This is a genomic window from Streptomyces sp. NPDC051109 (genome assembly GCF_044455885.1).
GTDB lineage: Bacteria > Actinomycetota > Actinomycetes > Streptomycetales > Streptomycetaceae > Streptomyces.
In genome coordinates this window covers 221,853-244,387 of the sequence record NZ_JBITFF010000008.1, presented here as the reverse complement: position 1 = coordinate 244,387, position 22,535 = coordinate 221,853, and the positions used below count along the sequence as shown (strand labels likewise).

General features: G+C 73.8%; 16 protein-coding genes. 1 reads left to right on the top strand and 15 read right to left on the bottom strand.

All coding sequences use genetic code 11. The annotated features are described in order from the left end of the window. Nucleotides 1-94: 94 nt before the first annotated feature. From ACIBAD_RS17755 to bldG, 8 genes are all read right to left on the bottom strand, one after another. Nucleotides 95-1,306, bottom strand: a complete 1,212-nt coding sequence (locus tag ACIBAD_RS17755; protein ID WP_134072512.1) for a DNA polymerase III subunit delta' — start codon at nt 1,304-1,306, stop codon at nt 95-97. 101 nt (nt 1,307-1,407) lie between these two features. Continuing rightward, nucleotides 1,408-4,695, bottom strand: coding sequence for a dTMP kinase (tmk, locus tag ACIBAD_RS17750; RefSeq protein ID WP_398907619.1), 3,288 nt, complete (start codon nt 4,693-4,695; stop codon nt 1,408-1,410). Between the two features lie 157 nt (nt 4,696-4,852). Further along, on the bottom strand, nt 4,853-7,675 hold the full coding sequence (topA, locus tag ACIBAD_RS17745; protein WP_134072516.1) for a type I DNA topoisomerase: 2,823 nt from the start codon (nt 7,673-7,675) through the stop codon (nt 4,853-4,855). Nucleotides 7,676-8,466: 791 nt separating this feature from the next. Then, nucleotides 8,467-9,972, bottom strand: a complete 1,506-nt coding sequence (locus ACIBAD_RS17740; protein WP_398907617.1) for a methyltransferase — start codon at nt 9,970-9,972, stop codon at nt 8,467-8,469. Nucleotides 9,973-10,200: 228 nt separating this feature from the next. After that, on the bottom strand, nt 10,201-10,767 hold the full coding sequence (locus ACIBAD_RS17735) for a small secreted protein (protein ID WP_134072521.1): 567 nt from the start codon (nt 10,765-10,767) through the stop codon (nt 10,201-10,203). A 172-nt stretch (nt 10,768-10,939) separates the two neighbouring features. Then, the gene (locus ACIBAD_RS17730) at nt 10,940-13,348 is read right to left on the bottom strand and encodes a sodium-translocating pyrophosphatase (RefSeq protein WP_398907615.1); all 2,409 of its coding nucleotides are present in this window, start codon (nt 13,346-13,348) and stop codon (nt 10,940-10,942) included. A 262-nt stretch (nt 13,349-13,610) separates the two neighbouring features. After that, nucleotides 13,611-14,051 carry an ATP-binding protein gene (locus ACIBAD_RS17725; RefSeq protein WP_134072523.1) on the bottom strand — a complete coding sequence of 147 codons (441 nt, stop codon included), beginning with the start codon at nt 14,049-14,051 and terminating at the stop codon, nt 13,611-13,613. Between the two features lie 118 nt (nt 14,052-14,169). Then, nucleotides 14,170-14,511: an anti-sigma factor antagonist BldG gene (gene bldG, locus ACIBAD_RS17720; protein WP_030152678.1), complete on the bottom strand. Its 342-nt coding sequence runs from the start codon at nt 14,509-14,511 to the stop codon at nt 14,170-14,172. Between the two features lie 81 nt (nt 14,512-14,592). On the opposite strand from bldG, the gene ACIBAD_RS17715 reads away from it, so the two are divergent. After that, nucleotides 14,593-17,046 carry a DEAD/DEAH box helicase gene (locus ACIBAD_RS17715; RefSeq protein WP_398907612.1) on the top strand — a complete coding sequence of 818 codons (2,454 nt, stop codon included), beginning with the start codon at nt 14,593-14,595 and terminating at the stop codon, nt 17,044-17,046. Here ACIBAD_RS17715 and ACIBAD_RS17710 read toward each other — a convergent pair. From ACIBAD_RS17710 to ssd, 7 genes are all read right to left on the bottom strand, one after another. After that, complete coding sequence (locus tag ACIBAD_RS17710) at nt 17,012-17,419, bottom strand: Rv3654c family TadE-like protein (protein ID WP_398907610.1); 408 nt, start codon at nt 17,417-17,419, stop codon at nt 17,012-17,014. The two genes, ACIBAD_RS17715 and ACIBAD_RS17710, sit on opposite strands and share 35 nt — an antisense overlap. Continuing rightward, nucleotides 17,416-17,793 (bottom strand): TadE family type IV pilus minor pilin, encoded by a 378-nt coding sequence (locus ACIBAD_RS17705; protein WP_398907608.1) that lies wholly within the window; start codon nt 17,791-17,793, stop codon nt 17,416-17,418. The genes ACIBAD_RS17710 and ACIBAD_RS17705 overlap by 4 nt, the downstream gene beginning before the upstream one ends. Then, the gene (locus tag ACIBAD_RS17700) at nt 17,780-17,977 is read right to left on the bottom strand and encodes a DUF4244 domain-containing protein (RefSeq protein ID WP_134072531.1); all 198 of its coding nucleotides are present in this window, start codon (nt 17,975-17,977) and stop codon (nt 17,780-17,782) included. The genes ACIBAD_RS17705 and ACIBAD_RS17700 overlap by 14 nt, the downstream gene beginning before the upstream one ends. Before the next feature lie 119 nt (nt 17,978-18,096). Next, nucleotides 18,097-18,873: a type II secretion system F family protein gene (locus tag ACIBAD_RS17695; RefSeq protein ID WP_398907606.1), complete on the bottom strand. Its 777-nt coding sequence runs from the start codon at nt 18,871-18,873 to the stop codon at nt 18,097-18,099. After that, nucleotides 18,873-19,748 carry a type II secretion system F family protein gene (locus tag ACIBAD_RS17690; protein WP_398907674.1) on the bottom strand — a complete coding sequence of 292 codons (876 nt, stop codon included), beginning with the start codon at nt 19,746-19,748 and terminating at the stop codon, nt 18,873-18,875. The genes ACIBAD_RS17695 and ACIBAD_RS17690 overlap by 1 nt, the downstream gene beginning before the upstream one ends. Nucleotides 19,749-19,753: 5 nt before the next feature. Next, nucleotides 19,754-20,902, bottom strand: coding sequence for a TadA family conjugal transfer-associated ATPase (locus ACIBAD_RS17685; RefSeq protein WP_134072535.1), 1,149 nt, complete (start codon nt 20,900-20,902; stop codon nt 19,754-19,756). Beyond that, nucleotides 20,899-22,041: a septum site-determining protein Ssd gene (gene ssd, locus ACIBAD_RS17680; protein WP_398907604.1), complete on the bottom strand. Its 1,143-nt coding sequence runs from the start codon at nt 22,039-22,041 to the stop codon at nt 20,899-20,901. The genes ACIBAD_RS17685 and ssd overlap by 4 nt, the downstream gene beginning before the upstream one ends. Between the last annotated feature and the right edge of the window lie 494 nt (nt 22,042-22,535).

Genomic DNA, 22,535 nt, shown 5'->3' with positions numbered 1-22,535 from the left:
CCGCGGGCCCGCCGGGAGCCCACGCCGTGCAGCACGACCTGTGCGGATCGCTCATACGGGTGAAGGGGTAAACGCGGGCGGGGCGCCGACTCGCTCAGCCCGCGCGCAGCGACATGGTCATCGCCTCGACCGCGAGGAGCGGGGCCACGTTGCGGTCCAGCGCCTCGCGGCAGGCGATGATCGCCTCGATCCGGCGCAGGGTGCGCTCCGGTCCGGACTCGCGGGCGATCCGGTCGAGGTCGGCCCGTATCTCCTCGTTCGCGATCGCCAGCGAAGAGCCGAGCTGGAGGGCCAGCACGTCCCGGTAGAAGCCGGTGAGGTCGGTCAGCGCCAGGTCGAGGGTGTCGCGCTGGGTACGGGTTCGGCGGCGCTTCTGCCGGTCTTCGAGCTCCTTCATCACGCCCGCCGTGCCGCGCGGCATGCGTCCACCGGTGCCGGCTCCGGCGCCGAGCGCGGCCCGCAGGTCCTCGGTCTCCTTCGTGTCGACCTCCTCCGCGACCTGCTTGGCATCCTCGGCGGCGGCGTCGACGAGCTCCTGGGCGGCCTTGAGGCAGCCGCCCACGTCGTCGATGCGCAGCGGGAGCTTCAGCACGGCGGCCCGGCGGGCCCGGGCTGACTCGTCGGTGGCGAGCCGGCGGGCCCGGTCGATGTGCCCCTGCGTCGCGCGCGCGACGGCCGCGGCGACGGCGGGCTCGATGCCGTCGCGCCGGACCAGCACATCGGCGACGGCGGCGACCGGCGGGGTGCGCAGGGTCAGATGCCGACAGCGGGAGCGGATGGTGGGCAGCACGTCCTCCAGCGAGGGCGCGCACAGCAGCCACACGGTCCGCGGAGCGGGCTCCTCCACGGCCTTGAGGAGCACGTTGCCCGCGCCCTCGGTCAGCCGGTCGGCGTCCTCCAGGACGATGACCTGCCAGCGGCCCACGGCCGGGGAGAGCTGCGCCCGGCGGACCAGGTCGCGCGTCTCCTTCACACCGATGGACAGCAGATCGGTACGGACGATCTCCACATCGGCGTGCGTGCCGACCAGCGTGGTGTGGCAGCCGTCACAGAACCCGCAGCCCGGCTCGCCGCCGAGGGCGCGGTCCGGGCTGGTGCACTGGAGCGCGGACGCGAAGGCGCGGGCGGCGGTGGCCCGCCCGGAGCCGGGCGGGCCGGTGAACAGCCAGGCGTGGGTCATCTTGGACGCGGCGGGCGGCGCCGCCCCGGTCTCGATGGCGGTGACCAGGGCGTCGGCGTCACGAGCGGCTGCGGCCAGCTGCGCCTGAACCCGCTCCTGTCCCACCAGGTCGTCCCATACGGGCATCCCGCCCACCGCCTTTCACCGGCCGTCGTGCCTCGGCCGTCCGTGCCGCTCGTGCTGCTCCCGCCCGCCCCCAGTGTGGCGTGCGCCACTGACAATCCCCGTCAGCGGCGGCGGCGCGGACCGCCCTCTTCGTCGTCGTCCCGGCGCGGGCCGAGCAGCTCGTCCGCCAGGGTCGGCAGGTCGTCCAGCGGGGTCTCCTCGGCCCAGGCGGGCCGCGGCCTGCTCGGCCGGGTGGGCTGACCCTGCCCGTCCTCCTGTCCCTGCCCGCCCGGGCGGCCGTCGGCCCCGAAGACCGGCAGCTCGCGGGTCGCGTCCTCGCCGGCATCCCGGAAGATGCCCGGCGGCACCCGGTCGGCCGGGCTCTCCTCCGGGCGCCGGGCCGTCGGCCGCGTGGCGGACCGGGCCGGGCCGGACGGGGCCTGACCGGCCGGAGGGGTCGTACGGGACGGCCGTACGGGCGGCAGGACCGCCGTCTCGTCGGTGGGACCGGATGCCTGTACGGGCGGCAGGACCGCCGTCTCGTCCGCCGGGCCGGCCGGCGGGACGGCGGGCAGGACCGAGGTCTCCGCCGCCGGGTCGACCTTCGGCACCGGGACCGTCTGCGTCACGTCGTCCGGCTGGACGACCCGCTTGACCAGCGGGGTCTCCACCGTCACGGCGTCGTCCGGCAGCGGCTCCTTGGTCATCGGAACCTTGGGGGCGGGAGCAGCGGGAGCCGCGGGCGTCTCGGGAGCCGGGGCGGGGGCCGGCGCAGGCGCCGCAGCCGAAGCCGCCGCCGCCGCCGCGGCCCGCGCAGCCGCCGCTGCCGCCGAGGCCTCCGCCAGCCGGCGCGCCTCCTCGGCCCTCAGCAGGGCCTCCTCGGCACGCCGCTGCTTCTCCAGCCGCCGCTCCTCGGCCTCGGCGCGCAGCCGGGCCTCCTCCTCGGCCTGCTTGCGCAGCCGCTCCTGCTCCGCCGCGCGGGCCTTCTCCTCGGCCTCGGCGCGCAACCGCTCGGCCTCGGCCCGGGCGCGGGCCTCCTCCTCGGCGCGCAGCCGCTCCTCCTCCGCCTTGCGGGCGGCCTCGGCCTCGGCCTTGATCCGGGCGGCTTCCGCCTCGGCCTTCAGCCGGGCTTCCTCCTCCGCGCGCAGCCGCTCCTCCTCCGCCTTGCGCGCCGCCTCTTCCTCGGCCCTGCGCCGGGCGTCCTCCTCGGCCTTGCGCCGGGCCTCGGCCTGGGCGGCCACCTCGGCCTCCGAGAGCGGCAGCATCCGGTCCAGGCGGTGGCGGACGACCGTGGTCACGGACTCCGGGTCCTGCCCGGCGTCGACCACCAGGTAGCGCCCGGGGTCGGCCGCGGCCAGCGTCAGGAACCCGGCCCGCACCCGCTGGTGGAACTCGGCCGGCTCCGACTCCAGCCGGTCCGGGGCCTCCGTGAACCGCTCGCGGGCCGCCTCCGGCGACACGTCGAGCAGTACGGTCAGGTTCGGCACGAGCCCGTCGGTGGCCCAGCGCGAGATCCGGGCGATCTCGGTCGGGGACAGATCGCGGCCGGCCCCCTGGTAGGCCACCGAGGAGTCGATGTAGCGGTCGGAGATGACGACCGCGCCGCGCTCCAGGGCGGGCCGTACGACGGTGTCCACGTGCTCCGCGCGGTCGGCGGCGTACAGCAGGGCCTCGGCGCGGTTCGACAGCCCGGCCGAGGAGACGTCGAGCAGGATCGAGCGGAGCCGCTTGCCGACCGGGGTGGCCCCGGGCTCGCGGGTCACGACGACCTCGTGGCCCTTGCCCCGTATCCAGTCGGCCAGGGCCTCGACCTGGGTGGACTTTCCGGCTCCGTCCCCGCCCTCCAGGGCGATGAAGAACCCGGCGTCGGACGCCGCCTGGACCGGCTCCCCGCCGCGCAGCGCCTCGCGCAGATCGCGGCGCAGCGGTACGCCGCTGCGGTCGTCGGCCTTGGCGAGCACCACGACGGCGACGGGCAGCAGCAGGGCGCCGACCAGCATCAGGGTGAAGGCGGCCCCGCCGTGCTCGAAGACCACGTCCCCGGCCGCCAGCCGGTGCGGGCCGATCGCCGCGGCGAGGACTGGGGCGAGGACGGCTCCGACGCCCACGGCCACCCGCACGACGGCCTGCAGGTGCTCGGTGACCCGGGCCCGGCGGAACTCCTCGGTCTCCTGGTCGAGCAGGGTGTGCCCGGTGTTGGCGGCGACGCCCGCGGCGGTGCCGGCGAGCAGCGACAGGAAGAGCACGGTCGCCGTGTCCGGGACCAGCCCGGTCAGCAGCAGCGCGAGCCCGGCCGCCGCGATGGCCAGGGCGAGCAGCCGGCGCCGGGACAGCGCGGGCAGCACCTTGCCGGCCTGGGTGGCGCGGATGCCGAGGGCGGTGCCGCCGAGCAGGGCCAGGACGAGCAGGGCGAAGGTGGCGGGGCCGCCGCCCAGGTCGAAGGCGTGCAGGACGGAGACGGCGGCCGCACTGGCCACGGCTCCGGCGACGGCGGCGCAGGCCAGGACGAGCAGGGGAACGGCCCCCGTACGGCCCTTCTCCGGGCGGTCCCCCGCCTTGGGGGCCCGCAGGCCCTCCAGCGGCGAACGCGGGCGCGGGGTCTTCGCCCCGGGCAGCACCAGTGGGAGCAGCAGCGAGACGGACGCCGCGAAGAGGCCGGAGGCCACGTACGAGCCGAGGGCGGCCTGGTTCTCGGCGAACCACTCCACGCCGAGGCCGAGGGCCTTGCCGACCAGGGTCGCGACGAGCAGCACGGCGGCGGCTACGGGCATCGCGGCGAAGGACGTGCGCAGGGTCAGCCGGCGCAGCGCGTCGAGGTGGTCCGGCAGCGGCCGTACGGTCGCCCCCTCGGGCGGCGGCGAGGGCAGCAGGGCGGGAGCCGCACTGTCCTTCGCCAGGGTCCAGAGGCGCTCGGCGACTCCGGAGACGAAGACGGTGGCCAGTAGCGCGGTCAGCGCATGGGCCGGGATCCAGTCGAGCCAGAGCGGGGCGACGACGAACAGGCCGAGCCGGATCCCGTCGGCGCCGATCATCGTCCAGCGGCGGTCCAGCTTGCCGCCGGCCTCCTTCGGGGCGAGCAGCCCCGCCAGCGGACCGAGGAGGACCGCGCCGAAGATCAAGGTGGCGACGATCCGGACGGCGAAGACGGCGGCGACGGTGAGGGCCCAGCCCTGGTAGCCGCCGCCGAAGGTCTCTTCGGAGACGGCCGTCTGGAAGGCCAGCAGCACCAGCACCAGCAGGGCGAGGGCATCGCCGATGCCGCTCACCAGCTGGGCGCTCCACAGCCGGCGCAGCCTGGGCGTGCGCAGCAGGGCTCGCACCGCCCGCTCGCGGGAATCCGCGGCGAGGGCTTCGTCGTAGGTGGGGTTCGCGGGGGCGGTCACGACCGTTGGCTGCTCGGCTCGCGTCATCCGCCCAGCCTATCCGCTGCGCTTGGCAGCTGCGGAGCCTGTGGATAACCGTCCGGTGTGACCCCGGCCGCACCTGGCCGGACGGCGTCGGGGCCCGTGCGGATCGCACGGGCCCCGACGCCTGCCGGCCGTCTGCCGGGCGTCTGCCAGGCGTCTGCTAGTCGTCCGACGACGGGGCCGACGCGGCCGCCTTCTTCGCGACCGTCTTCTTGGCCGTCGTCGTCTTCTTCGCGGCGGTCTTCTTGGCCGTCGTCGTCTTCTTCGCCGCGGCGGTCTTCGTCGCCGTGGCCTTCTTCGCGGGCGCCTTCTTGGCCGGGGCCTTCTTCGCCGTCTTCTTGGCCGGGCCCTTCGCGCGCTTCTCCGCCAGCAGCTCGTAGCCGCGCTCCGGAGTGATCGTCTCGACGTCGTCGTCCCGCCGCAGCGTCGCGTTCGTCTCGCCGTCCGTCACGTACGGGCCGAAGCGGCCGTCCTTGACCACGACCGGCTTCTCGCTGACCGGGTCCGTGCCCAGCTCCTTCAGCGGCGGCTTCGCCGCGGCGCGCCCCCGCTGCTTCGGCTGGGCGTAGATCGCCAGCGCCTCGTCCAGGGAGATCGAGAACAGCTGGTCCTCGGTCTCCAGCGACCGCGAGTCCGTGCCCTTCTTCAGGTACGGGCCGTAGCGGCCGTTCTGTGCCGTGATCTCCACGCCCTCCGCGTCCGCGCCCACGACCCGGGGAAGGGACATCAGGCGCAGCGCGTCGTCCAGCGTGACCGTGTCCAGGCTCATCGACTTGAACAGCGAGGCCGTCCGCGGCTTCACCGCGTTCTTGCCCGTCTTCGGCGTGCCCTCGGGAAGGATCTCCGTCACGTACGGCCCGTAACGACCGTCCTTCGCGACGATTTCGTTCCCGCTCACCGGGTCCTTGCCCAGCTCGAACTCGCCGCTCGGCTTCGCGAACAGCTCCTCCGCGTACTCGACCGTCAGCTCGTCCGGCGCCAGGTCGTCCGGCACGTCGGCCCGCTGGTGGCCCTCCGCGTCCTTCTCACCGCGCTCGACGTACGGCCCGTAGCGGCCTACGCGCAGCACGATGCTCTCGCCGACCGGGAAGGAGGAGATCTCCCGGGCGTCGATCGCGCCGAGGTCGGTGACGAGCTCCTTCAGACCGCCGAGGTGGTCGCCGTCGGCCGGTACGACCTCCGACGCGTCCTCGGAGCCGAAGTAGAAGCGCTTCAGCCACGGCACGGACTGGGCCTCGCCCCGCGCGATGCGGTCGAGGTCGTCCTCCATCTTGGCCGTGAAGTCGTAGTCGACGAGCCGCCCGAAGTGCGTCTCCAGCAGGTTGACCACGGCGAACGACAGGAAGGACGGCACGAGCGCCGTGCCCTTCTTGAAGACGTATCCGCGGTCCAGGATCGTCCCGATGATCGACGCGTACGTCGACGGGCGGCCGATCTCCCGCTCTTCCAGCTCCTTGACCAGCGAGGCCTCGGTGTAGCGGGCCGGCGGCTTGGTCGAGTGGCCGTCCGCCGTGATCTCCTCGGCCGACAGCGCGTCGCCCTCCGCGACCTGCGGCAGCCGCTTCTCGCGGTCGTCGAGCTCGGCGTTCGGGTCGTCCGCGCCCTCGACGTACGCCTTCATGAACCCGTGGAAGGTGATCGTCTTGCCGGAGGCGGTGAACTCGGCGTCCCGGCCGTCCGACGCTCGGCCGCCGATCTTGACGGTGACCGAGTTGCCGACCGCGTCCTTCATCTGGGAGGCGACGGTCCGCTTCCAGATGAGCTCGTACAGGCGGAACTGGTCGCCGGTCAGACCCGTCTCGGCGGGGGTGCGGAAACGATCACCCGAAGGACGAATCGCCTCGTGCGCCTCCTGCGCGTTCTTGACCTTGCCCGCGTAGACGCGCGGCTTCTCCGGCAGGTAGTCGGCGCCGTAGAGCTGCGTGACCTGCGCCCGCGCCGCCGACACCGCGGTGTCGGAGAGCGTGGTGGAGTCCGTACGCATGTACGTGATGAAGCCGTTCTCGTACAGCTTCTGCGCCACCTGCATCGTCGCCTTCGCACCGAAGCCCAGCTTGCGCGAGGCCTCCTGCTGGAGCGTCGTCGTGCGGAACGGGGCGTACGGGGAGCGGCGGTACGGCTTGGACTCGACCGAGCGGACGGCGAACGAGGTGTCCGCCAGCGCGGCGGCCAGCGCCCGCGCGTTCGCCTCGTCGAGGTGCAGCACCTCGCTCTTGAGCTGCCCGTTCGAGCCGAAGTCGCGGCCCTGCGCGACGCGCTTTCCGTCCACCGTGTTCAGGCGGGCGACGAGCGTCGAGGGGTCGGAGGCGTCACCGGCGCGGCCGGTGGAGAAGGTTCCGGTCAGGTCCCAGTACTCGGCGGAGCGGAAGGCGATGCGCTCGCGCTCCCGCTCGACGACGAGGCGGGTGGCCACGGACTGGACGCGGCCGGCCGACAGCCGCGGCATGACCTTCTTCCACAGGACCGGCGAGACCTCGTAGCCGTAGAGGCGGTCGAGGATGCGTCGGGTCTCCTGGGCGTCGACCATGCGCTGGTTCAGCTCGCGCGGGTTTGCGACGGCGTCGCGGATCGCGTCCTTGGTGATCTCGTGGAAGACCATCCGGTGGACGGGGACCTTGGGCTTGAGGACTTCCTGCAGGTGCCACGCGATGGCTTCGCCCTCGCGGTCCTCATCGGTGGCGAGGAAGAGTTCGTCGGACTCGGCCAGCAGCTCCTTGAGCTTCCTGACCTGGGCCTTCTTGTCGGCGTTGACGACGTAGATCGGCTGGAAGTCGTGTTCGACGTCCACGCCGAGGCGGCGGACCTCGCCCGTGTACTTGTCGGGCACCTCGGCGGCGCCGTTGGGGAGGTCGCGAATGTGCCCGACGCTCGCCTCGACGACGTATCCCGGGCCGAGGTAGCCCTTGATCGTCTTCGCCTTGGCAGGGGACTCGACGATGACGAGTCGGCGGCCGCCCTTTGCGGTCTCGCTAGTCGGGGACAACTTGGCTCTTCTCTCCGGTCGGCACTCGGTCGCGGTACGGCGACGCTGCGGAGTGTGACGGTACAACCCGCCCCCGTGTCAAACGGCGGAAGCCCGCAACGGCCACTCGAACGGTAACCCGACAAGTGCCATTTCTGCCGCCCGGATACCCCGCCGGACCCGTAGCGATCACCGGGCCGAGTGGCCAGGGGGCCGTCTGGCCCCGCCCCCGCACCCGCTCTGACGTCCCGTTTACGACGCACATCGCGCGGGTCGGCGCGCCGGCGGCCGACCGCTGACCGCGACTCTGATCGGGCTCCGATCAGGCCTGCGACCCGGCCCGGGATCACCGTCGTACGAGACGCCGGACTCCGAGCGCCAGAGAGGTCCCGGACGCGAGGAGCACCGGCGGTACGGCCACGGCGGGGCGCACACCCTCGGCCACTGGCGCCCGGCGCGCCGCGCACATCCCCGTCCAGCCCGGCAGAGCCGTTCCGAACAGCAGGAACACGGTCGCCGCGAAGATCGCCGGACCGCTCTCCGTGCCGTTCCCCCCTTACTCCCGCTTGCTCCCGGGCCGCTCTCCGGGTCCCGGTCGGCCCCCGTGGCCGGCCCCCGGCCGTACCCCTGCGGGCGAGCCCGCCAGGCGCTGCGCCGCGGCCTGCGAACCCCGGGTTACATGAGGGTTTCGGCCACGGCCGGACGTCTCGGACGAGGCCGCCGACCGGGCCGCCGGCCAAGCCGCGGGCGGAGCTCGGAGAAGCCGGCGGAGCGGGCCGGCCGGGCGCGCCCCGGGGGGCGGCCGGGGCCGGTCAGCCTGCTGCCGGCTCCAGGAATCCCTGCTCGACCAGTACCCGGATCGCCTCCGGGGTCCGGTCCCGCAGCACGACGGGATCCTCCTGCACCAGGTGCGCGATCGCGTCCAGGATCCGGCCCGCCGTGAGTGAGCCGTCGCACACTCCGGCGAAGCCGGCCCCGACCGTGTCGACCTTGGTCGCCCGCCGCATCCCCCGGTTCTGCCGGAGCACCACGTGCTCCGGGTCCTCCGCGCCGGGCGCGCCGACCTGCTCCTGGACGACCTCCGCCGCCAGCACGAAGCGGGCCTCCAGCAGGGCCGCGTCATCGTGGTCCCGCAGGTAGTCCTGCCGGGCGAAGTGGGCCACGACGGCGTCGCCGAGCGGCTGCTCCACCGCGTGCGGCCACTCCTCGACCACGATGGAGGGCTCGGCCGCGTCGCTGCGGCGCAGGGTGATCCAGCCGAAGCCGACGGCCTTGGTCTTGCGGGCCTCGAACTCGTCCAGCCAGTCCTCGTACCGCCGCGCGTACTCGGCGGGGTCGGTGCGGTGGTCGCCCGCGTCGCGCAGCCACAGCTCGGCGTACTGCGTGACGTCCTGCACGTCACGCTGCACGATCCACGCGTCGCAGCCGCGCGGCACCCAGGCGCGGACCCGGTCGTGCCAGTCCTCGCCCTCCACGTGCTGCCAGTTGCCGAGGAACTGCGCGTACCCGCCCGGGTTGAGATGCGCTCCGGCCTGCTGGACGAGGGTCCGGCACAGGTCGTCGCCGCCCATCCCGCCGTCGCGGTACGTCAGCCGCGCGCCGGGAGAGATCACGAACGGCGGATTCGACACGATCAGGTCGTACGTGGCCTCGCCGACCGGCTCGAACAGCGACCCCTGCAGCAGTTCGGCCTCCTGCGCGCCGGACAGCGCCAGGGTCAGCCGGGTGAAGCCCAGGGCCCGGGGGTTGACGTCGGTGGCGGTGACCCGGGTGGCGTGCTGGGCGGCGTGCAGGGCCTGGATGCCGGATCCCGTGCCGAGGTCGAGGGCACTGCCGACCGGGGTGCGGACGGTGATCCCGGCCAGGGTGGTGGAGGCCCCGCCGACGCCGAGGACAACGCCCTCCTCGCGGCTGCCGATCCCGCCGGCCCCGCCGACGGCGCAGCCGAGGTCGGAGACGATGAACCAGTCCTCGCCGTCGGGTCCGCCGTACGGGCGCACGTCGACGGTGGCGTGCACCTCATCGCCCTCCCGGCGCAGCCAGCCGTCGGCCACCGCCGCTTCGACGGGCAGCGCCCGGGCGGCGTTGACGTACGGCTCCGGCTGCTGGAGCAGGAACAGCCGGACCAGGCTCGCGAGCGGGCCGTCGCCGGAGCCGCGCGTGGCGCGCAGGGCGGGGACCGTCTCGCTGCGGGCCAGCGCGGCGTAGGCGGGGGCGCCGAGCAGGTCGAGCAGGCCGTCGGCGGTGAAGCCGGCGGCGAGCAGGGCCGTGCGGAGTTCGGCGGCGCGGTCGGGCGTGGGGAGGCTGGTGGTACTCACCCGTCCATTGTGTCGGCTGCCGGCGCCGATGCGTATGCCGCGCGGCCGCTGAGCCGACGACGCGTGTGCCAGGGCGGCCGGTTCCGGATGCCGGGATCCTGCGCCGACGCGTGCGCGCCGCGCCGCCGCCGGCCCGGCATGTGCCGGGCGGCCGGGTTCCGGGGAACCCGGCCGCCCCGGTCGGCGTACCGATGCCGCGTCCGCCGGCAACGGCGCCCGCGGGCTACCTCACTTCGGCGACGCCGAGGGGGCCGCGACCTGGCAGCCCTTCTGGCTGTTCATCGCCTTGTCCAGGCCGCCGGCCTTGAGCGTGCTGAGCGCGTTCTTGCCGCCGTTGGTGGCCGCTTCGAGTCCGCCGGCCACCTCCTTGAGACCCTCGGCGAACTTCGTCTGGTCCTTCGGGTCCAGGCCTTCCATCTTCGTCTTCAAGTCGGCGTAGCCCTTGGACGACTCCTCGAAGCCCTTGATGGCCGTGGCCTGCGTCGTCTGGCCGTCCTTGACCGGCGGAACCCCGGCCCCTTGCAGGGCGGTCCCCATCGCCTTGTACGACGCGGACATGGTCCCGAACGCCGCGGAGTCGGTCGTCTGCACCTCTTCGGGCTTGCTGCTCTCGGTCGCCACCCGCTTGATGTCGGCGTTGGCGGTCTCGATCTTCTTCAGCTCCGGCTGCCACTTGTCGCAGACCTTCTTGGCCCAGGCGTTGGCCTTGTCGTCCGTCTCATCGCCGCCGCAGCCGGACAGCACGAGCATCAGCACCGCACCGCCGGACACTGCGGCCGCAAACTTCTTGTTCACCGGATTGGTCCCTTCGAAGGCTCTCGGCCCGGAAGATACACGCCCGCCATCCGGGCACGCAGAAAGGCGGACGGACGGCGCGTCAGTCCGCGCCGCCCGTCCGCCTTTCGGGCGTACCTTCGAGTCCTCGGGCCGGTCGGCCCGCAGACCCCTCCGGGGGTCACCCCTCGGGTCAGGAAACCACCGCGGGATCGGCCTGCTGGGCCACCCGCTCGGCGGCCGCGCCCTCGCCCTCGGAGTCGTCCCCGACCGCGATGCCGCGGCGCTTGGAGATGTAGACCGCGCCGACGATGACGGCGATGGCCAAGGCCGCGACGACCGCGCGCACGGTCGCGCTCGTGTCGGGGCCGTAGCTGAACTGCACGACCGCCGGGGCGATCAGCAGCGCCACCAGGTTCATGACCTTCAGCAGCGGGTTGATCGCGGGACCGGCGGTGTCCTTGAACGGGTCGCCGACCGTGTCGCCGATGACCGTCGCGGCGTGGGCCTCGCTGCCCTTGCCGCCGTGGTGGCCGTCCTCGACGAGCTTCTTCGCGTTGTCCCACGCGCCACCGGAGTTGGCGAGGAAGACCGCCATCAGGGTGCCGGTGCCGATGGCGCCCGCGAGGAACGAGCCGAGCGCGCCCACACCGAGCGAGAACCCGACGGCGATCGGGGTGAGGACGGCGAGCAGGCCGGGCGTGGCGAGCTCGCGCAGCGCGTCCTTGGTGCAGATGTCCACGACGCGCCCGTACTCGGGCTTCTCGGTGTAGTCCATGATCCCGGGGTGCTCGCGGAACTGGCGGCGCACCTCGTAGACGACGGCGCCCGCGGAGCGGGAGACGGCGTTGATGGCGAGGCCGGAGAACAGGAACACGACCGCCGCGCCCAGGATCAGGCCGACCAGGTTGTTGGGCTGGGCGATGTCCAGGCTGAGGTTCATCTCGCCCGCCTTGGCACCGACTTCCTTGACCGCGTTCGCGATGGCGTCGCTGTACGAGCCGAACAGCGCGGCCGCGGCGAGCACGGCGGTGGCGATCGCGATGCCCTTGGTGATGGCCTTGGTGGTGTTGCCGACGGCGTCCAGGTCGGTCAGGACCTGCGCACCGGCGCCCTCGACGTCGCCGGACATCTCGGCGATGCCCTGGGCGTTGTCGGAGACGGGCCCGAAGGTGTCCATGGCGACGATGACGCCGACGGTGGTGAGCAGGCCGGTGCCGGCCAGGGCCACCGCGAAGAGCGCGAGCATGATCGACGTGCCGCCGAGCAGGAACGCCCCGTACACGCCGAGGCCGATGAGCAGCGCCGTGTACACGGCGGACTCCAGGCCGACGGAGATGCCTGCGAGGACGACGGTGGCCGCGCCGGTCAGGGAGGACTTGCCGATGTCCCGGACGGGCCGGCGGCTGGTCTCGGTGAAGTAGCCGGTCAACTGCTGGATCAGGGCCGCGAGCAGGATGCCGATCGCCACGGCGACGAGGGCCAGGATGCGGGGGTCGCCGGTGTGGTTGGTGATCGTGGCGTTCTCGACGCCGATGAGGTCCTTGTAGCTGGACGGCAGGTAGACGAAGACGGCGATCGCGACCAGGACCAGCGAGATCACGGCGGAGATGAAGAAACCGCGGTTGATCGCGGTCATCCCGCTCCGGTCGGAGCGGCGCGGGGAGACCGCGAAGATGCCGATCATGGCGGTGACGACGCCGATCGCGGGGACGATCAGCGGGAAGGCGAGGCCGAGGTCGCCGAAGGCGGCCTTGCCGAGGATGAGCGCGGCCACCAGGGTGACGGCGTACGACTCGAAGAGGTCGGCCGCCATTCCGGCGCAGTCGCCGACGTTGTCGCCCACGTTGTCGGCGATGGTCGCGGCATTGCGCGGGTCGTCCTCCGGAATGCCCTGCTCGACCTTGCCGACCAGGTCGGCGCCGACGTCGGCGGCCTTGGTGAAGATGCCGCCGCCGACGCGCATGAACATCGCGATCAGGGCGGCGCCGAGGCCGAAGCCCTCCAGGACCTTGGGGGCGTCGGCGGCGTAGACCAGGACGACGCACGAGGCGCCGAGCAGGCCCAGGCCGACGGTGAACATGCCGACGACGCCGCCGGTGCGGAAGGCGATCCGCATGGCCTTGTGCGCGACGTCGGTGAGGTCCTTGGCGGGCTCGCCCTCGGCGGGGGTGGCCTCGCGCGCGGCGGCGGCGACGCGCACGTTGGCGCGGACCGCCAGACGCATGCCGATGTAGCCGGTGGCCGCCGAGAAGATGGCGCCCACGAGGAAGAAGGCGGAACGTCCCGCCCTCTGCGTCCAGTCGTCGGCGGGGAGCAGGAAGAGCAGGAAGAACACGACGACGGCGAAGATCCCGAGGGTGCGCAGCTGCCGGCCGAGGTAGGCGTTGGCGCCTTCCTGGACCGCGGCGGCGATTTTCTTCATGCTGTCGGTTCCCTCGTCCGCTGCGAGAACCTGGCGGACCAGGATCTGCGCGACGACGAGTGCGGCAAGTGCCACGCCCGCGATCACCATGACGATGAGCCGATTGTCATCGGTGAGTACGGCTGCTGCCAGATCGGAGTTTCCGATCGGCGCGTTGGGGGTGAAGAGCCCCGTCATTCGTCCTCCTTGACGTGATGAGCTCAAGATGTGGACGGATTGTAGGGAGCTCTTCCCGATCAAAACAGTGCGCAGGAAACGGAATTGGCCTGCTCTTGCTCCTCAGCAATAGATCCTGTCACTCCATTACCCCCGAAAGAGGTAATGGGGCAAAGGCATTGACGCCTGATCATTGATCTAGAAAATGCCGTGGGGGTATGAAAAAAGGCCCTGCTCAGCAGGGCCTTGATGAAGATCGGAAGAATCTCCGAAGGGGTGGGGGCTACGGGAGATTCGACCCGCCGGACACGGGCCAGCTCATCCGGATGGTCCCGCCGCCCTCCCCGCTCGTCACCTCGACGTCGTCGACGAGCCCGCTGATCACCGCGAGGCCCATCTCGTCCTCGGTCTCGGTGTCCGGGTCCAGGGCGGCGTCGATTCCGGACACGGCGCCCTCCGGGCCGCCGGCCGGTCCGGGCACCTCGTCGCCGACCTCGATGGAGAACAGCTTCTCCTCCTCGGTCAGAACCACCCGGACGGGCGCGGTCAGCCCGTTGCTGAGGTGCAGACCGACGGCGCGCGAGCAGGCCTCGCCGACGGCGAGGCGGACCTCGTCGAGCACGGCTTCGTCCACGCCTGCCCGCCGCGCCACGGCGGCCGCGACGAGGCGGGCCGTCCTGACGTGTTCGGGCTGGGCGCTGAAGCGCAGTTCAACGGTGGCCATGCGCGTCCCCCTCGGACTACGGGCGTGCCTTACAGGGGCCCGGACCGCTGTCGGCCCGCGCCCCCGCTCCTCTTGGGCTCCCTCCGCGGCGCCTCGCGGCGCCGCGGAGGGTGAACCGTCAGTCGGTGGCTGCGACGGCGTCCTCCACCGTCGTGTGGATCGGGAACACCTTCGTCAGGCCGGTGATGCGGAAAATCTTCAGGATGCGCTCCTGGTTGCACACCAGACGCAGCGAGCCCTCATGTGCACGGACGCGCTTGAGACCTCCCACGAGCACACCAAGCCCGGTGGAGTCGAGGAAGTCCACTCGCTCCATGTCGACAACCAGGTGGTAGCTGCCGTCGTTCACCAACTCGACCAACTGCTCGCGCAGCTTGGGCGCGGTATACACATCAATCTCGCCACCGACCTCCACGACCGTGCGGTCGCCGACAGTGCGAGTCGACAGGGACAGGTCCACGGATCCTCCAGCACCTTGCTATCGAGCGGCGCCCCCCAGGGGCCTCCCCACCCGTAGGCAGGGGAGGGATTGGCTGCCGCGATGGCATTCAATCACTTACCGGCAGGCGCGCACGACGCCTTCCGACCATTGTCCCGCACGCCGGTGACACACTCGGTTCCAATGGCCAATACTCACCGTCCCGGTCGGCCCACGGCACCCGAGGACTCTCGACCCACTCCCGGCACGGTTCTGGACCGGCTCTCAAGGGGGCCTTCTCGAGCTGCGCGCATCACCCATACGGAGCACTTGCCCCCTCGGGAGGGTCGTCATGCAGTCTGGCCCGACCGCATCCGAACGGATGTCGTAGCCGCGATCCAGGCGGCGGGCATCGAACAGCCGTGGGCACACCAGGCCGCGGCCGCCGAGCACGCCCTGGACGGCGAGTCGGTGGTCGTCGCCACCGGCACCGCCTCGGGAAAGTCGCTGGCCTACCTCGCGCCCGTGCTCTCCGCCCTCGCGGACGGCGCCGAGGCCCCCAACGGCAGGGGTGCGACCGCCCTGTACCTGGCACCGACCAAGGCCCTGGCGGCCGATCAGCGGCGAGCCGTACGAGAGCTGGCCGCGCCCCTCGGCCACGCGGTCCGGCCCGCGGTCTACGACGGCGACACGCCGGTGGAAGAACGCGAATGGGTGCGCCAGTACGCGAACTACGTGCTCACCAACCCCGACATGCTGCACCGGGGGATCCTGCCCGCCCATCCCCGCTGGTCCTCCTTCCTGCGCGCGCTGCGCTACGTGGTCATCGACGAGTGCCACACCTACCGGGGCGTATTCGGCTCCCACGTCGCCCAGGTACTGCGCCGCCTGCGGCGGCTGTGCGCCCGCTACGGCGCCGATCCGGTCTTCCTGCTGGCCTCGGCCACCGCGAGCGACCCGGCGGCCGCCGCGTCCCGGCTGACGGGCTTGCCGGTCCTGGAGGTCGCCGACGACGCCTCCCCCCGCGGCGAGGTCGTCTTCGCCCTGTGGGAGCCGCCGCTGACCGAGCTGCGGGGCGAGAAGGGCGCCCCGGTGCGCCGCACCGCCACGGCCGAGACCGCCGACCTGCTGACCGACCTGGTCGTCCAGGGCGTCCGCACGGTCGCCTTCGTCCGCTCCCGGCGCGGCGCGGAGCTGATCTCGGTGATCGCCCAGGAGCGGCTGGCCGAGGTGGACCGGTCCCTGCCCCGGCGTGTCGCGGCCTACCGGGGCGGCTACCTGCCCGAGGAGCGCCGGTCCCTGGAGCGGGCCCTGCACTCCGGCGAGCTGCTCGGCCTGGCCGCCACCACCGCCCTGGAGCTGGGCGTGGACGTCTCGGGGCTGGACGCCGTCCTGATCACCGGGTACCCGGGCACCCGGGCCTCCCTGTGGCAGCAGGCGGGCCGGGCCGGGCGTTCGGGGCAGGGCGCCCTGGCCGTGCTGATCGCCCGGGACGACCCCCTGGACACCTATCTGGTCCACCATCCGGAGGCTCTGTTCCGCCGGCCGGTGGAGGCCACGGTGCTGGATCCGGACAACCCGTACGTCCTCGCCCCGCACCTGTGCGCGGCCGCCGCCGAGCTGCCGCTGACGGAGCCGGACCTCGCCCTGTTCGGCCCGGCGGCCGCCGAACTGATCCCGCAGCTGGAGGCCGCCAAGCTGCTGCGCCGCCGGGCGACGGCCTGGCACTGGACACGCCGGGAGCGGGCCTCGGACCTGACCGACATCCGCGGCGGGGGCGGCCGCCCGGTGCAGATCGTCGAGGCGGCCACCGGGCGCCTGCTGGGCACCGTCGACGAGTCGGCGGCCCACACCGCCGTCCACGAAGGGGCGGTCCACCTCCACCAGGGCCGCACCTATCTGGTGAAGCAGCTGGACCTGGAGGATTCGGTGGCGCTGGTCGAGGAGTCCAGCCCGCCGTTCTCGACCACCGCGCGCGACACCACCTCCATCTCCGTCCTGGAGACCGAGACCGAGATCCCGTGGGGTCCGGCCCGGCTGTGCTTCGGCTCGGTCGAGGTGACCAACCAGGTCGTCTCGTACCTGCGCCGCAAACTGATCACCGGCGAGGTGCTCGGCGAGGCCAAGCTGGACCTGCCGCCGCGCACCCTGCGCACGAGGGCCGTGTGGTGGACCGTGACCGAGGACCAGCTCGACGAGGCCCGGATCAACCCGGAGATCCTCGGCGGCGCCCTGCACGCCGCCGAGCACGCCTCCATCGGCCTGCTCCCGCTCTTCGCCACCTGCGACCGCTGGGACATCGGCGGGGTCTCCGTCCCGCTGCATCCCGACACCCTCCTCCCGACCGTGTTCGTCTACGACGGCCACCCCGGTGGCGCCGGATTCGCGGAGCGGGCCTTCCACACGGCCCGCGCCTGGCTGACGGCGACCCGCGACGCGATCGCCGCCTGCGAATGCGAGGCCGGCTGCCCGTCCTGCATCCAGTCCCCGAAGTGCGGCAACGGCAACGACCCCCTCCACAAACGCGGTGCGATCCGCCTCCTCACCCGCCTCCTGTCGCAGGCCCCGCCCGCCTGAGCGCCCCCGTACGGGGAGTCCCGGGTCGGTCGGGGCCGGCCGCGGGCGGGCCCGCCCGGGCGGCGATCGTCGGGGCGAAGGGGCCGGTCGCGGGCCGGGCCGCCACCTCGGCCACCTCACCGCGGACGGTGCAGACGCTCACCGCCGCGCTCTGGGCCCCGGCGACGCGGCGGGCGGCGGCGCAGGCGGCCTCGGGACCGTGGGTCCAGGTGGCAGCCGCCGCCAGGGCCGCCAGGTCGGCAGCCGCCGCCGCGCGGTGCCGGGCCACGACGGCCTGGCCGAGCAGCAGCACCCCGCCGAACACCGCCCCCAGCACCGTCGCCACCAGCGCGGCCCACACCGTCGCCGACCCCCGGTCCCGGTCCCGGCTCATGGCGGCGGCCCCACGCTGTCCTCGGCCAGGGCCACCGCCTGTGCTCCGAGCCGCACCGGGAGCCCGCCCGGGCCCGGCGCCGGCGCCGACACCCGGACCCGCCACAGGTCCCCCTCCCGCTCCAGCCCCACCTCCGCCCCCGCCGGGGCGGCCGACCGGGCCGCCGCCTCCGCCACATCCGGCGGCTCCGAGCGGGCCGCCGCCCGGGCACCGGCCCGGGCCGCATCCACACACCGGATCTGCGCGGCCCCCGCCATCAGCGCCCACACCAGCAGCGCCGCGAAGAGCACCAGCGCGGGAATCACCAGGGCGGCCTCCGCCGTCACATATCCGCGGTCGCCCGGCCGCCCGCGCTTTTCCTCAGAACGGCACATCGAGCGCCTTCCCGATGGTCGACTGCAGTGCAGTGGAGACCACGTCACTCGTCACCACCTTGTACAGAACGGCCGCAAACGCACATGCCGCGATCGTGCCCATGGCGTATTCCGAAGTGGACATGCCCGCGTCGTTCGCACGACCGCTCATCGCCGACCGCAGACGAAGCCAGATGATCCTCATGACAACCTCCTGTTGATTCGCGTTCCTGACGTGATCTCAGTGGTGATCCGATTGGTGTTTCCAGGCGCAGAGTTGAGGTCCAACGCGAGAGCCGAGTTACCCGAGTTTCTGCTGTGACTTCAGGTAGTCGCGAGAAGGCCAGAGGCCATTCCGATCACCACCGGGGCCACTCCGACCGCGAGGAACGCGGGGAGGAAACACAGCCCGACCGGAGCGGTGACGAGCACCGCCGCCCGCTGCGCCCGGGCCCCGGCCCGGCGGGCGCGGTCCTCGCGCAGGGCCGTCGCCAGACGGGACACCGGCTCCGCCGCCGGGGCTCCCGTACGGGCGGCCCGCTCCAGGCATTCCGCGAGCATCCGGGCGCCCGGTATCTCCGCCAACCTCCCCCACGCGGCGCCCGGTTCACCGCCGAGCCGCAGCTCCGCCCCGGCGAGCGCCAGCCGCTCGCCGACCGGACCGCCCAGTGATTCGCCCACCGCCTCGGCGGCCTCCACGGGCGCCGCACCGGCTGCAAGACACGCGGCCAACAGATCGGCCGCGAACGGGAGCTGGCGCTCCGCCTCCCTCGGATCCACCCCGGCCGGCGGTCGCGCCCGCCGCTGCCAGCGCCACACCCCGATCGCCGCCCCACAGCCGAGCGGTACTCCCAGCACCCCGCCGATCAGCACCCAGGCCGCCAGCAACGCCCCCGCCGGACCCGCCCACACCGTCACCGCCGCCCGTATCCCGGTTCCGAACGCCGGCGCCCGACGCTCCGGTTCCGCCGACAGCAGCGCGGAGATCCTGCGCCGGGCCGCCCGCTCCCGGACCCGGGCCGCCACCGCCGAAGCCGTGCACAGCACCGCCACCGCGAGGCACAACGCCATCCCCAGCCTGTGGATCACGAATCCGCCCATCACCGCTCCCCCGCCCGTACGATCCGCCGGCACCACAGCAGCCCCAGCGCCTCCAGCACCCCGCCCGCCAGCAGACAGCCCCACCCGACCGGGGTGTGCAGCAGCACGCGGAGCGGGTCCGCTCCGAGCCCGGTGCCGATCAACAGGCCGACCAGCGGCAGCAGGGCCAGCACCGCCGTGGTCGACCTGGCGCCCGCCAACTGCGCCCGCAGGGACTCCTGCCGGTCCCGCTCGGCCCGCAACGCCCCCTCCAGCCGGTCCAGTCCGGCCGCGAGCCCCGCGCCCCCGTCCACCGAGATCGACCAGCAGGCGGCCATGCCGGCCAGCCCTTCCGCGCCGGGCTCCCGCGACGCCTGCCGCAACGCCGCGGGGACGTCGCCGCCGAACGCCGCGGCGGCCAGCACCGCCGCCTCCGCCGGGCCCGGACCGCCCGGACCCGCGGCTGTCCGCCGCAGCGCCGCCGTCAGCGCCTGTCCGGGCTGGGCCCCCGCCCGCAGCTCGCCCACGGCCGCTCCGCACAGCGCGATCACCCCGGCGGCCCGGGCACCCCGCTCCCGCTCCCGCCGCATGACCCGCAGCCACCGCCGCACCAGCGGCACCGCTGCCGCGCCCGCCACCAGCGGGATCACCGAGCCACCCAGGAGCGCGACCACGAGCCCGATCCCGAGACAGGCCCACTCCCGCCACCGCGCGGCCCGTACCCGCACGGCTACCAGCAGCCGCTCCCGGCGCAACGGACCGCCGTGCGCCACGGGCCCGCCCCCGGCCAGCACCACCCGGGCCCGCCGCGACACCCGGTCTCCCCCGGCCAGCGCCCAGGCGGCCGTCCCCGCGCAGAGCACCCCGGCGAACAGCGGCACCGGCACCGCGGTCACCCCGCTCACCGCGCACCCCGCAGCAGCGGGCGCAGCCGCTCCCAGCCTGCCTCCCGGGCGAAGCCCCGGGCGGACCAGCGCAGCGCCGGTACGGTGACCACCAGCCCGGCGGCGTCCCGCTCCAGCACGTGCACCTCGGCCACCCGGCGCCGCCCGGCCCGGTCCCGGACCAGATGGACCACCAGGGTCAGCGCGGCCGCCAACTGGCTGTGCAGGGCGGCCCGGTCGAGCCCGGCCGAGGTCCCCAGTGCCTCCAGCCGGGCCGGCACGTGCGCGGCGGCATTCGCGTGGACCGTGCCGCAGCCGCCTTCGTGACCCGTGTTCAAAGCCGCCAGGAGGTCGGCCACTTCGGCGCCCCGGACCTCGCCGACGACCAGCCGGTCCGGGCGCATCCGCAGTGCCTGCCGGACCAGGTCCGCCAGCGTGACCAGGCCGGCACCCTCCTGGTTGGCCGGCCTGGTCTCCAGCCGCACGACGTGCGGATGGTCGGGGCGCAGCTCGGCCGAATCCTCGGCCAGGACGATCCGCTCGCCGGGGCCGACCAGCCCGAGCAGGGCGCTGAGCAGCGTGGTCTTGCCGGTGCCCGTTCCGCCGGAGACGAGGAACGACAGCCGGGCCTCGACCATGTCCCGCAGCAGCCGCTGCCCGCCGGGCGGCAGCGTCCCCGCCTCGACCAGTTCGTCCAGCGTGAACGCCCTCGGCCGCACCACCCGCAGCGACAGGCAGGCCGAGCCGACCGCCACCGGCGGCAGCACGGCATGCAGCCGGGTGCCGTCGGGCATCCGGGCGTCCGCCCAGGGCCGGGCGTCGTCCAGGCGCCGGCCCGCGACGGCGGCCAGCCGCTGGGCGAGCCTGCGCACGGCGTCGGCGTCGGCGAAGGTCACCCCGGTCAGCTCCAGCCCGCCGCCGCGGTCCACCCACACCCGGTCCGGGGCGGCCACCAGGACATCGGTGACCTCCGGGTCGGCGAGCAGCGCTTCCAGCGGTCCGGCCCCGACCAGCTCGGACCGCAACTCGGCGGCCACGCCGAGCACTTCCGCGTCGCCCAGCAGTCGGCCCTGCGCCCGCAGGGCCGCCGCCACCCGGGCCGGGGTCGGCTCCGCCCCGCTCTCGGCGAGCCGCTGCCGCACCGCGTCGAGGAGTACGGCGCTCATACCGCCACCCCCTGAGCGGGGCCGAGCGCCCGCCGCCAGAAGCCGTCGCAGAAGCGGGCCAGCGCGCCCCGCCCCTGGCCGCCCGGTGGCTCCCCCTCGGCGACCCGTCCCGGGAGCCCGACTTCGACCGGCACCTCCCCGGCGAGCGGCACCCCCAGCAGGCCGGCCACCGCCTCGGCGTCGAGCCCGCCCGGGCAGCGGCCCCGTACGACCACGCGGACGTCCCGGGCCACCATCCGCACTCCGGCCGCGACCCGGCCGGCGGCGGCCACCGCCCGCAGCTCGCCCGGCACCACCATCAGCACCAGGTCCAGCTGGGCCAGGGCCTCGGCCACGGCTTCGTCCACCCGCCGGGGCAGGTCGACCACCACCACCCCGCCCCGGCGGCGCGCGGCCGCCAGCACCGACCGCATCGCCGCGGGAGGCACCACCACCCGGTCCCCGCGGTCCCAGCTGAGCACCCGGAGCGCGTGCAGCTCCGGCAGGGACTCCTCCAGCGCGCCGGCGCCCACCCGGCCCCGCGAGCCCGCGAAGTCGGGCCAGCGGAGCCCCTCGGCGTTCTCGCCGCCCAGCAGTACGTCCATGCCGCCGCCGAGCGGATCCCCGTCGATGAGGATGGTCCGCTCCCCAGCGCGGGCGGCGCGCAGGGCGAGTGCGCACGCGAGGGTGGAGGCTCCGGCCCCGCCGCTGCCGCCGATCACCCCGACGGCGAGGGCCGGTTTCCCGGCTCCTTCCACCACATCGGCGATGCGGTCGACGAGCCGCGGCTCGGCGTCGGGTAACCGGAGCACCTCCTCGGCGCCGATTTCCACCGCCCGCTGCCAGACGAGGGGGTCGTCCAGGTCCCGGCCGACGAGCAGCACCCCGCCCCGGCGTGGAGCGCCGCGCACCCGGCGGGCGGCATCATCCCCGACGAGCACGAGCGGCGCGGACTCCCATCCGACGCCCCCGCCGGTCTCCAGGGCGGCTGCGGAACCGCCCTCGCCCCTCCCGCCGCTTCCGCCGCCACCGCCTCCGCTTTGCTCGGGCACCGCATGGTGCACGTGCGGCTCGGCGCCCGCGGCCGCGCACAACCGCAGCAGATCGTCGAGCAGCAGCGGGTCCTCCGTGATGATCAGCGGCCGCCCGCCACCGGGCACGGCCCCGCCCTGGGCCCCCAATGGCGTGATTCCGCCTGCTTCCGCGCGATCCGGCACTTCACACGACTTCGATCCAGCCACGATCTCCGCCCCCTTCTCACTGCAAATCCCGGCGCCGCGGACTTCGCGGCCGGAATCACCATGGGGCCGTCCGGAAAAGGAAGTGGATCTTGGTCAAAAACTGTGGACAGCGGGAGCCCTGTGAATAACTTCATCACCCCAACAGGTGAGTTCCAGAGCGCGGCGGAACCACTACGCACCGTCACGAGTCTGGAGGGGTGAGGGCCTTCGCCACGCAGGGCCCGCCGAAGAAGGGGGGCTGCAGGAATGGTCACTTAGGGCCGAAGGCAGGGACGCAAACCGCGTCCGGACATGCGACGACCCCCGCCGGGGGGGAGAGCGGGGGTCGTCCCCACGGTCCGACTCGGGGGGGGAGGAGCCAGACCGGGTTAGCACGGTCGCGAACGATCCGTGACTTCCATGGTGTACCCGAG

Excerpts from the sequence above, each read along its gene's own strand:
- ACIBAD_RS17685 (WP_134072535.1), bottom strand. The coding sequence starts at position 20,902 with ATGAGCGCCGTACTCCTCGACGCGGTGCGGCAGCGGCTCGCCGAGAGC.
- tmk (WP_398907619.1), bottom strand. The coding sequence starts at position 4,695 with ATGACGCGAGCCGAGCAGCCAACGGTCGTGACCGCCCCCGCGAACCCC.
- ACIBAD_RS17695 (WP_398907606.1), bottom strand. The coding sequence starts at position 18,873 with ATGGGCGGATTCGTGATCCACAGGCTGGGGATGGCGTTGTGCCTCGCG.
- ACIBAD_RS17710 (WP_398907610.1), bottom strand. The coding sequence starts at position 17,419 with ATGAGCCGGGACCGGGACCGGGGGTCGGCGACGGTGTGGGCCGCGCTG.
- ACIBAD_RS17700 (WP_134072531.1), bottom strand. The coding sequence starts at position 17,977 with ATGAGGATCATCTGGCTTCGTCTGCGGTCGGCGATGAGCGGTCGTGCG.
- ACIBAD_RS17725 (WP_134072523.1), bottom strand. The coding sequence starts at position 14,051 with ATGGCCACCGTTGAACTGCGCTTCAGCGCCCAGCCCGAACACGTCAGG.
- ACIBAD_RS17715 (WP_398907612.1), top strand. The coding sequence starts at position 14,593 with ATGGCATTCAATCACTTACCGGCAGGCGCGCACGACGCCTTCCGACCA.
- ACIBAD_RS17705 (WP_398907608.1), bottom strand. The coding sequence starts at position 17,793 with ATGTGCCGTTCTGAGGAAAAGCGCGGGCGGCCGGGCGACCGCGGATAT.
- ACIBAD_RS17755 (WP_134072512.1), bottom strand. The coding sequence starts at position 1,306 with ATGCCCGTATGGGACGACCTGGTGGGACAGGAGCGGGTTCAGGCGCAG.
- ACIBAD_RS17730 (WP_398907615.1), bottom strand. The coding sequence starts at position 13,348 with ATGACGGGGCTCTTCACCCCCAACGCGCCGATCGGAAACTCCGATCTG.